At 58.6% G+C, this 15750-nt stretch carries 14 protein-coding genes; 9 read left to right on the plus strand and 5 right to left on the minus strand.

Features of this window, described 5'->3' with window-relative positions:
- Positions 1-6 precede the first annotated feature (6 nt).
- The 5 genes from ACO6TI_RS11065 to ACO6TI_RS11085 all read right to left on the minus strand — a co-directional run bounded on the left by ACO6TI_RS11065 (position 7) and on the right by ACO6TI_RS11085 (position 6373).
- Complete coding sequence (locus tag ACO6TI_RS11065; RefSeq protein ID WP_422384943.1) at positions 7-1224, minus strand: ABC transporter substrate-binding protein; 1218 nt, start codon at positions 1222-1224, stop codon at positions 7-9.
- Positions 1225-1372: 148 nt separating this feature from the next.
- Entirely contained in the window at positions 1373-3844 is a 2472-nt protein-coding gene (hrpB, locus tag ACO6TI_RS11070; RefSeq protein WP_422384944.1) for an ATP-dependent helicase HrpB, read from the minus strand.
- Between the two features lie 10 nt (positions 3845-3854).
- Positions 3855-4895 (minus strand): ROK family protein, encoded by a 1041-nt coding sequence (locus ACO6TI_RS11075; protein ID WP_422384945.1) that lies wholly within the window; start codon positions 4893-4895, stop codon positions 3855-3857.
- The gene (locus ACO6TI_RS11080; protein ID WP_055120418.1) at positions 4892-5323 is read right to left on the minus strand and encodes a methylglyoxal synthase; all 432 of its coding nucleotides are present in this window, start codon (positions 5321-5323) and stop codon (positions 4892-4894) included. Before ACO6TI_RS11080 ends, ACO6TI_RS11075 begins: the two co-directional genes overlap by 4 nt.
- Positions 5324-5521: 198 nt before the next feature.
- Entirely contained in the window at positions 5522-6373 is an 852-nt protein-coding gene (locus tag ACO6TI_RS11085) for a DUF1194 domain-containing protein (protein WP_082442959.1), read from the minus strand.
- Positions 6374-6921: 548 nt separating this feature from the next.
- Between ACO6TI_RS11085 and ACO6TI_RS11090 the strand changes: the two genes are divergently transcribed.
- From ACO6TI_RS11090 to deoC, 9 genes are all read left to right on the plus strand, one after another.
- Entirely contained in the window at positions 6922-7905 is a 984-nt protein-coding gene (locus ACO6TI_RS11090) for a sugar-binding transcriptional regulator (RefSeq protein ID WP_029062127.1), read from the plus strand.
- A gap of 70 nt (positions 7906-7975) precedes the next feature.
- Complete coding sequence (locus ACO6TI_RS11095; protein WP_029062126.1) at positions 7976-8977, plus strand: BMP family lipoprotein; 1002 nt, start codon at positions 7976-7978, stop codon at positions 8975-8977.
- Between the two features lie 79 nt (positions 8978-9056).
- Positions 9057-10052, plus strand: a complete 996-nt coding sequence (locus tag ACO6TI_RS11100) for a BMP family lipoprotein (protein ID WP_055120093.1) — start codon at positions 9057-9059, stop codon at positions 10050-10052.
- Positions 10053-10116: 64 nt separating this feature from the next.
- Complete coding sequence (locus tag ACO6TI_RS11105) at positions 10117-11670, plus strand: ABC transporter ATP-binding protein (protein ID WP_055120091.1); 1554 nt, start codon at positions 10117-10119, stop codon at positions 11668-11670.
- On the plus strand, positions 11667-12773 hold the full coding sequence (locus ACO6TI_RS11110) for an ABC transporter permease (protein WP_029062123.1): 1107 nt from the start codon (positions 11667-11669) through the stop codon (positions 12771-12773). Before ACO6TI_RS11105 ends, ACO6TI_RS11110 begins: the two co-directional genes overlap by 4 nt.
- A complete protein-coding gene (locus tag ACO6TI_RS11115) occupies positions 12770-13744 on the plus strand; it encodes an ABC transporter permease (protein WP_408010368.1) in 975 nt (324 codons plus the stop codon). The genes ACO6TI_RS11110 and ACO6TI_RS11115 overlap by 4 nt, the downstream gene beginning before the upstream one ends.
- Positions 13741-14139 (plus strand): cytidine deaminase, encoded by a 399-nt coding sequence (locus ACO6TI_RS11120; RefSeq protein WP_055120089.1) that lies wholly within the window; start codon positions 13741-13743, stop codon positions 14137-14139. The genes ACO6TI_RS11115 and ACO6TI_RS11120 overlap by 4 nt, the downstream gene beginning before the upstream one ends.
- 6 nt (positions 14140-14145) lie before the next feature.
- Positions 14146-14955 carry a purine-nucleoside phosphorylase gene (locus tag ACO6TI_RS11125; RefSeq protein ID WP_104704683.1) on the plus strand — a complete coding sequence of 270 codons (810 nt, stop codon included), beginning with the start codon at positions 14146-14148 and terminating at the stop codon, positions 14953-14955.
- Entirely contained in the window at positions 14952-15734 is a 783-nt protein-coding gene (gene deoC / locus ACO6TI_RS11130; protein WP_196879084.1) for a deoxyribose-phosphate aldolase, read from the plus strand. The genes ACO6TI_RS11125 and deoC overlap by 4 nt, the downstream gene beginning before the upstream one ends.
- Positions 15735-15750: the final 16 nt, after the last annotated feature.

Here is a 15750-nt window from a genome sequence, read left to right on the forward strand (position 1 = left end):
GGGCCCTCACTCGCTCCCTGAACCGTATCGCTCCGTCCAGGCCTCTTCCAACGCGCTCACCCAGCTCGGGTGCGGTTCCGGCAGAACCGGGCCAAGGTCTTCCGGCGCCAGGGTCGCGGGGCCAAGATCCTGGGATGTGAAAAGCGACCGTTCATTCGCCGGCAGTGCGTCGACATTCAGAACAGTCGGATCACCCCAGATTTCAGGCTCCTGTTTCCGTGTCTGGGCCATGGGGCTCAACAGAAAGTTCGCGTAGACCTTCGCCCCCGCCTGGTTGGAGCTGTTGAAGGGAATGGCGACGAAATGAGTGTTGCCGATTGTGCCGCCGTCGAAAACGAAGGTGCGCACGCTATCCGGCAGTTCGCCGTTCGCGATTGCGCCTGATGCATCCCCGGGATTGAATGAAAACGCTATGTCCAGTTCGCCGTCTGCCAGAAGCTGGCGCATGTCGGCGGCATTCTTGGGAAAAGCCCTGCCCTTGCGCCACAAATGCGGATGAAGCTCATCCAGATAGGCGAACAGGGGTGCAACGATTTCGTCGAAACCTGCATCGTCGACCGGTTCGGACAGTACGGTCTTGTCGGGGACCGTATTGACGAGGGCCTGTTTCAGGAAGGTCGTGCCGTAGAAATTGGGCGGCTGGGGATAGGAAAACCGGCCCGGATTGTCCCTGGCAAAATCCATCAACTCCCGAAGGGTCGACGGCGGTGTGTCCAGCCGCGCGCTGTCATACATGAAAACGAGCTTCGCCATTCCCCAGGGGCTTTCCTGCCCGTCGGTCGGCACGGTGAAGTCAACGACCACCGTCGGCTTGTTTTCGACGTCCACATATTGCCAGTTGGGGAGCGTTTGCGCCCAGCCGGGCGCCGCAAGCAGACCATTCGTTTTCATGGAGGCGAAGTTCTCGCCGTTGATCCAGATGAGGTCGACGGCACCGCCGGTTGCCTTTCCGACCGACTTTTCCGCCAGAACCTGCGACACGACGCTCGCCGTGTCACTGATTTTCACATGAACCACGCGAACGCCATAATCGCGCTCCACTTCACGGGCAGCCCACTGGATATAGGCATTGATGCGCGGTTCACCGCCCCATGCGTGGAAATAGACGGTCTCGCCCTTTGCATCATCGAGAATCGTCTGCCAGTCCTGCCCCTGAGCGTTCACTGAAAAAGTGGCCAATAACATAGCGAAAATGCCTGTTCCGGCAGCAAGCAGTCGGTTCATCCTGGTCCTCGATTCAAGACATGATCTGTGACCGTCCCATCGCGCAGGCTGTGTGACACGGTCAAGACAACGCTTCGTGAATGAAATATGCACACCCTGTTCATCAGGTCGGGGCGGTCGCCCGCCAACAGGCGCAGGTCTGGGCGAGTCAGGTCCCGCGACGCTTTGCTCGCCGGGTCGCGTCGGCCAGGGTAGGATCATCTGGCCACGGGTGCTTCGGATAGCGTCCCTTCATGTCGGCCTTCACGTCTTTCCAGGAGCCCGCCCAGAATCCCGGAAGATCCCTTGTGATCTGGATCGGCCGTTGCGCAGGTGACAGCAATTCCAGGATCAGCGGAAGCTTGCCGTCGCAGACGCTAGGATGAATTGTCAGTCCAAAGAGTTCCTGGACACGGATCGAAAGCGACGGGCCGGCGGCAGCGCCATAGTCTATCGGAACTTTGCTGCCCGTTGGCGCAGTGAAGTGGGAGGGTGCAAGCGCATCGAGTTTCGCGGCAGCATCAAAGGGCAGGAGGCCTGCAAGTGCGTTGCCGAGGAGAGCGGCATTCACACTTGCGAGACTTGTCAGGCCAGACAGATAGGGTTGCAACCAGTCATCAAGCGTGCCGGTCAGGTGTTGATCGGAAAGGTCGGGCAGGTCATCCGCACCGTTTTCACGAGAGTATGCGACCCGCTTGCGCAGCCGTTGCTGGTCCTTGCTCCACGGCAAACGGGACGTCCCTCTGCGCCTGATCTCATTGATCAGGGCTCTTTCGACCGCAGCGGGATCTGCCGACCTGATTGATGTCGACTGAAGTTCCACGGCCTTGTAGCGGACGACACGGCGGGCCTTGAGAGCACCTTCTCCGGTCAGCTGGACCTCGTCCTCCTCAACGATGTCACTGGCAAAAAGCTCTTCGATCTCACTCCGTGTGATGGGAGCGCAAAGCTGGACCCGGCCATTCGCCGCCTTTCCCTGTACTTCCGCAATCGCCAGGAATTCAGCGTCTGCGAGCGCGTTTTCGCGCTCCAGTTCCGCGCCTCGGCCATTGGCGAGACGGAATCTTCCGATCTGGCCACGCGCCTGGGCGACACGGTCCGGATAGGCGAGAGCCAACAATATTCCTGCGCTTTCGATTTCAACTCCGGTGCCATTGCCACCAGCCTGTTTGAGCCACCTTGAAGCGAGCGCGCGGCCATCCTTTGCACGTTGGCTCTTTTCGTTCCGGACAGCCCGCAAGCGTGCGCGCAGATCCGGGTCACGGCCACCGAGACCGGGTTCGGACAGGAGCAGTGCGATCAGGGCTGCGGTATATCCGAGACCCCGATCGGCACCTTCAATCACCATGTGCGCAAGGCGGGGGTGCAGCGGCAGACTGGAGAGTGCTTTTCCCTGCCTCGTCAGATGACCGGCCGCATCGAGCGCACCGAGATCCGCCAGGAGTGATTTGGCCTCTTTCCAGGCGGCTGAGGGAGGCGGGTCGGCGAAAGTGAGGCTTGTCGGGTCGAGCGTGCCCCAGGTCGCCAGATCCAGAACGAGACCTGTGAGATCCGCTTCGAGGATTTCAGGTGCTTCGGCTGCAGGGAGGGCAACAGTCTGAGCCTCGTCCCAAAGCCGATAGCAAACGCCGGGTTCCGTCCGTCCCGCGCGGCCTCTTCGCTGGTCCGCGGAGGCACGCGATACACGCACTGTTTCAAGCCGGGTGAGGCCCGTTTGCGGTTCGAATTTCGGAACGCGTGCTAGACCGCAATCGATGACAACGCACACGCCTTCGATGGTCAGGGATGTCTGAGCGATCGAACTGGCAAGCACGATCTTCCGGGTGCCGTCTTCTGCCGGTCTGATGGCGGCGTCCTGCGCTTTTGCGTCGAGACCGCCGTAGAGGGGTGCAACCTGGCAATTGGCGGGCAATCGGCCGGAGAGAAGGTCGGCCGTGCGCCTGATCTCGCCCTGGCCCGGCAGAAACACAAGCAGCGAGCCAGTCTCCTCACTGACAGCCTGCCGGACGGCGCGCACGGCCTGCGGTTCGATCCGGTCCTTCGGATCACGTCCGAGATATTTCGTTTCGACCGGAAAACTGCGTCCCTGACATTCCAGAACGGGAGCATCGCCAAGCAGTTTCGAAATACTTGCAGCATCCAGTGTTGCGGACATCGGGAGAAGCCGCAGGTCTTCCCGCAAGGCGGACTGAACATCAAGCGCGAGAGCAAGCCCGAGATCGCCATCAAGGGACCGTTCATGAAACTCGTCGAACAGGATGGCCGCAATCCCGGAAAGCTCGGGATCGTCGAGTATGAGGCGCGTGAACACCCCCTCCGTAATGACCTCGATACGTGTCCTGGAACTGACCCTGGTCTCCATGCGAACACGGTAGCCGACGGTTTCGCCGGGCTTTTCGCCAAGTTCGCTCGCCATTCGGCGTGCGGCTGCGCGGGCGGCGAGCCGGCGTGGTTCCAGCACCAGGATCTTGCCGTCCTTTCGCCATTTGGCATCAAGCAGGGCAAGCGGGACACGCGTTGTTTTGCCTGCGCCGGGTTCGGCCACGAGAACCGCATTGGTGCCGGTGTCCAGCGTCCTGAGCAGGTCCGGCAGAACGCCGTCAATGGGAAGTGCTGTTCCAAAAGCGCGGCGCACGGTCATTACCGCCGGTTCAGCCCGTCGCGGCGACGCGGCCGGACGTCCACTGGCGCCCGTGCATGTCAACCGCAAAGGTGTCTGGCGACCGGGCAAAGGAGGCAAGACCTTCCAGGGCCGGATCCGGGTGTCGGACGATGAAAGTCGGGATTTTGGCCATGAGGGTCTCATGGGGTGCTTTCGCCTCGAAGGCGGCCCGGAAACCGTCATCGGTCAGGAAACGTGTGATCCTCGGTGTTATGCCACCGGTGAGATAAACTCCGCCCCGGGCAAGAACGGTCAATGCGAAGTCGCCTGCCACGCGACCGAGGCATCGTGCAAACACTTCCAGTGTCTTCACGGCAATCGGGTCGTTGTCGTCCGCAGCCTGGGTGATATTTGCCGGTGTCTCGAACCGGCGCTCGGCATTCATCCAGACTGCGACGGCCCGCGCAAGACGGGGCAGTCCTGTTCCACTGAGGAGTTGTTCAGCGCCTATGCGTCCGCCGACCTGCTCGATATGCGGCCAGATATCCATGTCTTCCCGGGTCACGGGGCCAAGTTCCACATGACCGCCTTCGCCAGGTACCGGAACCCAGGTATCGGACGCAAAGATCATGGCAGCCGCCCCAAGACCGGTTCCCGGCCCCAGCACGAATTTCGCGCTGTCTTTGCGAACGGCGCCCTTTCCGACCTGTTCGACATCCGTGCCGCTGTAGCCTGGCAAAGCGAGCGCTTGCGCTTCGAAGTCATTCAGGACAATGACCTCATCCAGCCCGAGGTCGGCGATCATCTTCAGGGGCTCGATAACCCAGGCAGCGTTGGTGAGCGGTATTGCATCGCCCGTAACCGGCCCGGCAACAGCTATGATCGCTGTTCTGGGTTTGATTTCAGTTTCGGGCAGGACAACCTGGCGGACGGCGGACGAGATATCGGAATGCCCAGCCGTCGCGGTCTTGCCACACATGCGGGTCGGTGCGTTGGCGTGGTCGACCAGCGCAAAGCGAGCGTTGGTTCCGCCGATATCGGCAACCAGAACCGGATAGGCAAATGATTTGGAATGATCGGAAAAACTCATGATGCAGTCGAACCAACCTCAGGCGTATCTGACGTAGTACCAAGCCCCTTCAATCGCGCGGACCGCAGGAGTATTTCCGCAGTGGATACGTTCAGCGCCATCGGAATATCGTAAACGATTGCAAGGCGCATCAAGGCTTTGACATCAACATCGTGCGGCAGGGGTGACATGGGATCAGCGAAAAAGATCAGCCCCTGCAGCTTTCCCTCCGCGATCAGGGCGCCGATCTGCTGGTCGCCACCCAGCGGGCCGCTCTTGAGGCGGGTGAGGGAGAGTTCCGGACAGGCATCCAGGACGCGTCCTCCCGTGGTCCCGGTTCCGACCAGATCATATGCTGCCAGTTTGTCCCGATGGCCCCTGGCGAACTCAACCATAACGTCTTTCTTGGCGTCATGGGCGATAAGCGCGAGCGTGGGTATTTCGGACATGCAGATCCTCATTGCGATATGACAGACGGCGGGTTGGTATTAGCCGCAAAGACACGTCAGCGCAAAGGGCGATGTGCAAAAGACGATGTGAAATCACCGAACCGGTTCAGTCGGACGGTGCTGTCGCCGGCCGCCAGAAACAAAAAAACCGTGTTCCAAGCCGGAACACGGTCAATCAAAGAAAGAAACGTGGCCCGGTCAGTCGAAAAGGTTGCATCGCACGGGTTCACGGGCCGAAACACGCTGGAAATAGGGGTCGGGTTCATTCAGGTGCAGTCCGGCGATTTCGAGGACGAGTTTCATGCGGATAGCATCTGCAAATCCTTCCTTGGAGCGAACGGGAATTGCAAATGAACCCGGTCCACCGATCACGCAATCCTCGTAGTAGTGATCAAGGTTGAGCATCGCCTGCCAGGTGTTCTTGTTCGACTTCATCATCAGGGGAAGCCCGTTTATGGTCACGCCCGAGGCAATCATCCGGTCGCGCATTTCCGTAACCGAGCCTCCCTGGTTGTTCGGCCCGTCGCCGGATATGTCGATCACGCGCCGCAGGCCCATGTACTTGTTGTTCTCAACCAGTTCGACCGATTTCTGCAGGGCGGATGCAATCGATGTGCGCTGCACCTGGCGCAGCGGAGCTTCGGCGATTTTGGAAGCGAAATGGGACGCAGACGCGGCGTCCTGAACGATTGTCCAATTGGCGACGATGAAATGTTCGTCGACACCGCCCCATTCCATGTAGGTGACGGCGACACGGCCGATCGGGCCAACCTGGATTGCATCGAGAAATTCCCTCGAAGTCAGGGCCGAAACGTAACCGGCGCGCTGAATTTCCTGCTCTTCAGTATCCATGGATTGTGAGATGTCGACAGCCAGGACGAGTTCGACGTCCACTTCGTTGGCCGGATCGTAGGTGTATTGCGCGGCGGCAGCCAGTGCCGGCCGGTAGTCCCGGGCTTGCGTGGGGGCGGTACTCACAAAGGCCGCACCTAATAGGGACAGTATTGTTGCTACTGCAAGTGCACAGTCTTTCGTTATGTCGAGACGCATGGTTTTCTCCTTTTCAGCCTTTCGGCTGAGGTGCCACGTCTCCCCAGTTTTTATTTTATTGTTCTGTTACTCGTCTTTTTGATCCTTGTGATTTCTACGCAGGCATCAGAAATGCCATGAAATAGTCTGAGATTTTACTTTGCAAACTACGTGCCAAGGGTACCGGAATTCAATTTATCTGGCAAAATCAAATGTGCACGGAGTGCGTATATTCCACAGATAGGAAATATCTGCCGGATTGCTAGGCAATTATTGCCTGTTTGGGTCACGATTCTGACATCAACCGGCAAAAATTGCCGTGCCGCCAGGTTGCCAATGTGGACCATGCCTGCCGTGAAATGCAGCAAAATGCCCAAAATTCGGACGTTTTGTGGGTTGACGGATAGGCCCTTGCTGGGCATGATCTGAAGAAATTCTCACTAGATGAAGAATTTTTCAGCGCATATAGCGAAGTATGCGCGACAATGAAAAGCTCCACCAAGGAGCGGTGTATCGTTGGTCGGAGCCGCATCGGCTGCGCCAACCAGAGGGGAAGGTGCTGACGCAGTATGCAGACGCGCGAAGACGACTGGACATCTTACATGGCCATCCGGGCGGCCTGGCTGTCGTTCGTGGGCGGCCGCACGCAAGGTGAGATCGCATCCCAATTGGGTGTGTCTCCGGCAAAGGTGCATCGTCTCATTGCCCACGCCCAAAAGGCAGGTTACGTGAAGTTCCAGGTTGACGGCAGGCCGATGGAATGTCTGCAGCTGGAAAAGGAACTTTCTCACTATTTCAGCCTGACCAACTGCATCATAGCACCCGATCTCGGCGGCGGAGATGATGAAGCTGTCCTGCGTGCGATTGCGGTTTCAGCGTCGCAGTTTCTCACTGGCCTGCTAACGGGTGCACACGTCACACGGTTGGGTGTCGGCATGGGTCGGACATTGACGGCGGCGGTAGAATCGCTGCCGAAGACGGCGCGGTCCGATCTCGAAATCATGTCGATCTGTGGATCGCTCACCCGCACTCTTGCTGCCAACCCATATGACATCGTCCAGAAAATGCAGGAGAGAACCGGCGGCATCGGTTATTACCTTCCTGTTCCCTATTTTGCGGAGAACCTGGACGAGAAGGCGATGTTCCTGACACAGCGGAGCGTGCAGGACCTGATGGCGCGCGCGCGCCAGTCCGATGCGTTTCTCATTGGCATCGGTTCGGTTGAGAATGAGGGGCATCTGGTTCAGCGCGGCATGATTTCAAAGCAGGAACAGGAAGAATTGATGTCTTGCGGGGCGGTCTGTGATTTGATGGGCCGCTTTTTGACGATTGAAGGAGAACTGGCTCCCGATCCGCTCGGCGATTGTGCCGTCGGTCTGCACTTTGACGAAGTGCGCGGGCGCCGCGTGATTGCGCTGGTGGGTGGCGAGAGCAAGGTGGATGCCACGCTTGCTGCACTACGTACCGGTGTCATTACCGATCTGGTGGCAGACGAGACCCTCGCGAGGGCTCTGAGTTCGCGGGTCGGATTGCAACTGGCACAGTCCGCATGAAGCGGCTGGGTCACGAGGGGAAACGGGCCGGTCAGATAAGACAGGCCCCCGCATGTCGGAGGACATATACGTGAAAAAGTTTCTAACCATCGGCACGGCGCTTGCCGGACTGGCCTTTTCCATCGCGAGTGCACAAGCAGCCGATATCAAGCCCGCCGTGCTTTACGATCTGGGCGGTCGGAATGACGAATCGTTCAACCAGGCAGCTTTCACCGGAGCCGAGAAGTTCAAGGCCGACTACGGCGTTGAATTCCGTGATTTCGAAATTCAGAACGACGCTCAGCGTGAACAGGCTTTGCGCAACTTTGCCAAGCGCGGCATGAACCCGATCGTGGCTATCGGATTCTCACAGGCCAATGCGGTTGAGAAGGTTGCAAAGGAATTCCCCGATACCCAGTTCGCGATTGTCGACATGGTCGTCGATCTGCCGAACGTCCGCTCGATCCTGTTCAAGGAACATGAAGGGTCCTACATCGTCGGCATGCTTGCCGCGATGGCTTCCGAAACCGGGAAGGTCGGTTTTGTCGGCGGGATGGACATTCCATTGATCCGCAAGTTCGCCTGCGGCTACAAGCAGGGCGTAATGGCCGTGCAGTCGGATGCGGAAGTGTTTGAAAACATGACCGGCACAACCGGCGCCGCCTGGAACGATCCGGTCAAGGGCGGAGAGTTGGCCAAGTCGCAGTTCGATCGTGGCGCGGATGTTGTCTACCACGCGGCAGGCGGCACCGGCATTGGTGTTCTCCAGGCTGCAGCCGACGCAGGTAAACTCGGCATCGGCGTCGACAGCAATCAGAACGGCCTGCACCCTGGATCCGTGCTGACATCCATGCTGAAGCGTGTCGACATCGCCGTCTTCCAGGCGTTTGAAGATGCCAAAAACGATAACTGGTCTTCCGGCTTCGAGGTTCTCGGCCTGCAGGAAGGTGGCGTTGACTGGGCACTCGACGCCAACAACGCGGAACTCGTTAACGACGAGATGAAGGCGGCCGTCGAAGAAGCCACCCAGAAAATCATCTCCGGCGAAGTTGTTGTCCATGACTACATGGCCGATGAATCCTGCCCGGGCTAAGTGACGGCCAGACCACTGCAGCCTCCGCGCAAGGGCGCGGAGGTTTCCCATAATATGTTCTAGCCAGTTGGGGGACCGGATGTTCCGTCTCAGCTCAAGCGCCTGCGCAGCGATATTCGTTGCCGCGCTCTCTGCCACGGCTGCCTGCGCCGACCCGGCCATCGTCTACTCCGTTGGTGGTAAGTTCGACGGCTCATTCAACGAGAGCGCCTTTGCCGGCGTGAAACGGTACATGGAAGAGACCGGCGAGAATGTCAGGGAATTCGAACTGGAACGCGACGCCCAAAGTCTGCAGGCGTTGCGCAATTTTGCAAGCAGGGGCAACGCACCTGTCATCGCGATAGGCTTCAACCAGGCCAACGCCCTGAAGCAGGCGGCGGAGGCTTTTCCAAATTCCGACTTTGCGATCGTCGACATGGTGGTCGATCAGCCTAACGTGCGTTCCTATGTCTTCAAGGAGCACGAAGGTGCCTATATCGGCGGCCTGCTCGCCGCGATGGCTTCGGAGTCTGGCACTGTCGGTTTTGTCGGGGGCATGGACATCCCGATCATTCAGAGATTTCTCTGCGGCTACAAACAGGGTGCCTTGTCGGCCGACCCTGACATCAAGGTGCTGTTCAACATGACCGGCGACACGCCTGCTGCGTTTGCCAATCCGGTTCGTGGAGGCGAATTGGCAACTGCTCAGATCAAACGCGGTGCTGATGTGGTGCTTCAGGCAGCGGGTGGCACCGGGCTTGGCGTGTTGCAGGCTGCCGCGGATGCGGGCGTGCTGGGCATCGGGACGGATAGCAACCAGAATGGACTGCACAAGGGCAAGGTTCTGACGTCGATCCGCAAACGCGTCGACAACGCCGTGTTTGACAGCTTCAATTCTGCCCGGGAAGGCTCGTTTTCGCCGGGTATTCAAGTCCTTGGCCTTGCGGAAGGTGGTATGGACTGGGTTCTGGACGAGAACAACAGGCCATTGATTTCCGATGAAATGAAAACTGCGGCCGATGCGGCAGTTGCCGGAATATCAGACGGAACCATCAAGGTTCATGATGTCATCAGTGACGGAGTGTGCCCATACTGAGGTACGTTTGCGGCGATGGGCAAACAGAAATGAAAAGCAAACTACGTCGGGCCTGGGGGACGGCATGAGCGAAATTCCGGCAATTGAGCTGCGCAAGATCAACAAGAGTTTTGGACCGGTTCATGCCAACAAGGACATTGATCTTGTTGTGAAAAAAGGGTCCATCCACGGGATCATAGGAGAAAATGGCGCGGGCAAGTCGACGCTCATGTCAATTCTCTACGGGTTCTATCATGCTGATGACGGCGACATAATCATCAAAGGCAAGAAAGTGACGATCGCGGACTCCAAGGCCGCCATCGGCATGGGGATCGGCATGGTTCACCAGCATTTCATGCTGGTCGACAATTTTTCGGTTCTGGAAAACGTGGTTCTCGGCGCGGAGGACAGTGCGCTGCTGGCAGGCGGGCTGTCGCGTGCGCGCACCGAATTGAAGCGTCTGGAAGAAGAATATGAGCTGCGCGTCGACCCGGAGGCCCTCATTCAGGATCTGCCCGTAGGTCTGCAGCAACGTGTTGAAATATTGAAAGCACTCTACCGCAGTGCCGAGGTTCTGATCCTTGACGAACCGACCGGTGTTCTCACACCGGCAGAGGCGGACCATCTGTTCAAGATCCTCGACGTTCTCAAGAATCAGGGAAAGACTGTCCTGTTGATTACGCACAAGCTGCGCGAAATCATGGCTGTCACCGACACGGTGTCCGTCATGCGCCGCGGCGAGATGGTGGCGACCAGGGAGACGGGGAACACCTCCATGGAAGAACTGGCCGAGTTGATGGTTGGCCGGTCGGTTCTGCTGCGTGTCGACAAGGAGCCGGCGCAACCGGAAGCGCCGGTCATGGAAGTTGAAAATCTCACGGTCACTGACAGCCGTGGTGTCCAGGTTGTCAAGGATGTGAGCCTTTCGGTCCGGGCCGGCGAAATTGTCGGCATCGCCGGAGTGTCGGGCAATGGACAGTCCGAACTGCTGGAGACACTGTCCGGCATTCGCCGCGCCACAAGCGGAACGCTAAAAATCCATGGTGAAAGCATAGATCTTGGCACCAGCACACTGGATGCTGCGGACATGCGCAAGAAAAACATGGGCCACGTGCCGGAAGACCGGCACCGTATGGGCCTGATCAACAGCTTCACCGAATACGAGAATTCCATTCTTGGTTATCACCGCGACCCCGCCTATTCCCGGGGCCTGCTGATGGACCTGGCGGCGATCAAGAAAAACGCGGTCGCCGAGATCGAGAAATACGATATCCGGCCACCCAATCCGATGCTCAAGACGGCGAATTTCTCCGGTGGCAACCAGCAAAAAATTGTTCTGGCACGGGAGATAGAGCGGGACCCGGAGGTATTGTTGATCGGTCAGCCGACACGCGGTGTCGACATTGGTGCAATTGAGTTTATTCACCGGCGGATCGTTGAACTGCGCGATGCAGGCAAGGGCATTTTGCTTGTTTCGGTTGAACTCGACGAAATCCGTGCACTGTCGGACAGGGTTCTGGTGATGTTTGATGGCAAGATTGTCGGAGAGCGGGGGAGCAACGCTGATGAGGGCGAACTCGGCCTGCTCATGGCAGGTGTTGAAGACAATCGCATGACAGCTGAAGGAGGCGTCCAATGAGTGGCGGTCAACTTCCGCGCTGGGTCGATCTCGGCCTAATCCCCTTCCTGAATCTTTCAGCTGCCTTTCTGGTATCCGGACTGGTCGTTATCCTGATCGGGGAAAATCCGCTGGACGCCGTCAAGGTCCTCCTCTGGGGGTCGCTCGGTTATGCCGAGGGCTTCGGGTTCACGCTGTTTTATGCGACCAACTTCATTTTCACCGGCCTTGCTGTCGCGGTCGCCTTTCACGCAGGTCTGTTCAACATCGGCGGTGAAGGGCAGGCTTATGTCGGTGGCCTCGGGGTTGCGTTCGCCTGCCTGGCGCTCGACCAGTACGTACCCTGGTACGTGACATTGCCATTCGCGATCCTTGGATCGGCTGCGATGGGAGCAGCCTGGGCTTTCATTCCGGCCTGGTTGCAGGCCAAGCGCGGCAGCCACGTGGTTATCACCACCATCATGTTCAACTACATTTCGTTTTCGTTCATGGTGTACCTGCTGGGCAATGTCCTGAAGAAGCCGGGCTCCATGCAGAACGAGACCCGGACCTTTGAAGATGGCGGCCGGCTGCCGTTTCTGAACGACGTTTTCCCGTCCTTCGGCTTCGGCTATGCGCCGGTGAACCTGTCCTTGTTCGTGGCCCTGGCTGCCTGTGTGGCCGTCTGGTTCCTGATCTGGCGCACGAAACTCGGTTATGAAATCAGGTCCTTCGGCGCCAACGCCACGGCGGCCGTCTATGCCGGGATTTCACCGGTGCGCATCATCGTTGTCACGATGCTGATATCCGGCGGTCTCGCGGGCATGATGGCAATCAACGAAATCATGGGCTCGCAACACCGGTTGTTGATCGATTTCGTCACCGGTTACGGCTTTGTCGGTATCGCGGTCGCTCTCATGGGGCGCGCCCATCCTGTCGGCATCATCCTGGCGGCCGTGCTGTTCGGCATGCTCTACCAGGGCGGCGCGGAACTCTCGTTTGAAATGCCGAACATCACCCGCGACATGATCATCGTCATCCAGGGTCTTGTCATACTGTTTGCAGGGGCGCTTGAACACATGTTCCGGCCGGCGATTGTCAGGTTCTTCACGCCCTCCCAGGCCCTTGCCGCGAAGGAGGCGTGATCATGTTCGAGACAATCATTTTGATGATGGACGCAACAATCCGCGTGTCGACGCCTTTGCTGCTGGCCTGCCTTGCGGGGCTCTATTCCGAACGTTCGGGTGTTGTTGACATCGGACTTGAAGGCAAGATGCTCGGTGCGGCATTCGGCGCAGGAGCGGTTGCCTACATCACCGCCAACGCCTGGCTGGGTCTTCTGGCCGGGATTTCGGTCTCCGTTCTGCTCAGCCTTCTGCATGGATTTGCGTCGATTTCAAACCGGGGCAACCAGATTGTCTCTGGCGTTGCCATCAATTTTCTGGCTGCCGGGCTGACAGCGCTCCTGGGGCAAACCTGGTTCCGCCAGGGGGGAAGAACTCCGTCTTTGCCCGACGGAGGACGTTTTACCGAAATCGTGTGGCCGTTTGCGGAACAGGTCCGCAATATTCCGATCATCGGCCCGTTCTATGCAGAAGTTTTGTCGGGGCACAAGATCCTCGTCTACGTCGCCTTTCTTGCCGTTCCGTTGACCTGGTGGATCCTGTTCCGAACCCGCTTTGGCCTGCGCCTGCGTGCAGTGGGCGAAAACCCGGCCGCCGTTGACACTGCAGGCATCTCGGTTGTCTGGATGCGGTATCGCGCCGTCATTGCATGCGGCATCCTCTGCGGTGTTGCGGGATCCTATCTCTCGATCGCTGTTGGCTCGGGCTTTGGCGTCAACATGACGGCCGGTCAGGGTTTCATGGCACTGGCCGCGCTAATCTTTGCGAAGTGGAAGCCGGTCAGTGCAATGTTTACCTGTCTGCTGTTCGGTTTTCTTGATGCGGCCGGCACCCGGTTGCAAGGCGTTGAAATCTGGCTGATCGGTGAAGTCCCCCTGCAGGTGTTTCAGGCGCTGCCCTATGTCCTCACCGTCGTCCTGCTTGCCGGCTTCATTGGCAAGGCGATCCCGCCGAAGGCAGCGGGCATTCCCTATCTGAAGGAGCGCTCATGAGCGATTTGAACGCATTGTTCGAGGCGGCCAAATCTGTTCGCGAAAAGGCTTATGCACCCTATTCGAACTTTCTGGTAGGGGCAGCGTTCCGCACGCCGGACGGGTCAGTTTTTACCGGCTGCAACGTTGAAAACGCCTCTTATCCGGTCAGTGTCTGCGCCGAAGGTGGTGCGGTCAGCGCCATGATTGCTGCGGGTCACCGCGAGATTGAGGAAGCGGTTGTTGTCGGCGACGCCGCACTTTGCACACCTTGCGGCATCTGCCGTCAGCGTTTCGCCGAATTCGGCGCAGACAATCTCGTTGTTCATATCGCCGATCTGAATGGCATCAAGCGCAGTTTCACGCTCGAGGAGCTGTTGCCTGCCGCATTTGAACTTGAAGACAGGAAGGACTGACCCTCAATGAGTGGTTACGGCCGTGAATGCGCGGACATCGTCCGCGCAGCCCGCAAGGGTTCCTACAAAATTGGCATGATTCTCGGCTCGGGGCTTGGAGCCCTGGCGGAAGAGGTCGAGGATGCCGTCCGCATTCCTTACGCACACCTGACAGAGTTTCCGGTGTCCACGGTAACATCCCACTCCAGCGAGCTTGTCGCCGGAATGCTGGCCGGTGTACCGGTGGTGATCCTGTCCGGGCGCGCGCACTACTATGAAAGCGGCAATCCGACCGTCATGCGCACGCCGGTTGAAACATTGAAGGAACTCGGCTGTGAGGTTCTGCTCGCGACCAATGCTGCGGGATCCCTGCGCGAAGAGGTTGCGCCCGGGTCGCCGATGCTGATCTCTGATCACATTAACTGGTCCGGCAAGAACCCGCTGATCGGGGAAGAGGACGAAAAACGCTTCCTTGATCTCAGCGCGGCCTACGATCCGGAGCTGCGGGCCGTTATGAAGAAGGTCGCGGCGGAAACCGGTGATCCGGTCGCGGACGGGATCTACATGTGGTTCTCCGGCCCATCCTTCGAAACGCCTGCGGAAATCCGTTTGGCAAAGAAACTCGGTGCGGACGCAGTCGGCATGTCAACGGTGCCGGAGGTCATCATCGCACGCTTCCTGGGCCTCAGGGTCGCGGCGCTATCGATCATCACCAACTATGGCGCCGGACTGCAGACCCATGCTCTGTCCCATGATGAGACCAAGACCATGGCTTTGATGGGCATGGAACGGATGAAACAGCTCGTAAGGGCCTTTGTGAAGGAGATCGGTCAATGAGCGATATGATCGAAATTGCAGCGCGTGCCCTCGGGCTCGTGGACCTGACCAACCTGAATGACGACTGCACTGCTGAAGACGTCAGCAGTTTGACGGATCGGACCGTGACCGACCACGGTTCCGTGGCCGCTGTGTGCGTCTGGCCTCGCTTTGTTGCACAGGCTGCGAAGGAATTGACCGGAACGGGTGTCAAGGTTGCCACGGTCGTCAACTTTCCGGACGGCGGCGAAGACACGGACGCTGTTGTTGCCGAGACTGAGAAGGCGCTCGCAGACGGAGCCAACGAGATCGACCTGGTCATGCCTTACAAGGCTTTCTGCGAAGGCCGGAAGGGCTTTGCCGAGGAGCAGATCATCCGCGTGAAAGCGGCGATCCCGGAGCCGGCTATTTTAAAAGTCATTCTGGAAACCGGTGAAATCAAGGATCCGCTTTTGATCCACGCCGCATCCAATGTGGCGATCGCTGCCGGAGCAGATTTCATCAAGACCTCCACGGGTAAGGTTGCAGTCAACGCGACTTTGGAAGCTGCCGAGATCATGCTGACGGCGATTGAAGAAGCGCGCCGGGACGATGCAGAACGGGTTATCGGCTTCAAACCGGCTGGCGGTATCAAGACAGCTGAAGATGCGGCCGCATATCTTGCGCTGGCCGACAGGATCATGGGTCACAACTGGGTGTCGGCGACAACGTTCCGGTTTGGCGCAAGTGGCTTGCTGGACTCTCTGATTTCCACCATCGAGGGTCAGGAAATCGTTGACCATTCCCACCACGGCTACTGAGACGGCGTCAAAAAGG

This window comes from Roseibium album (assembly GCF_965233825.1).
GTDB classification, from domain to species: Bacteria; Pseudomonadota; Alphaproteobacteria; order Rhizobiales; family Stappiaceae; genus Roseibium; species Roseibium album.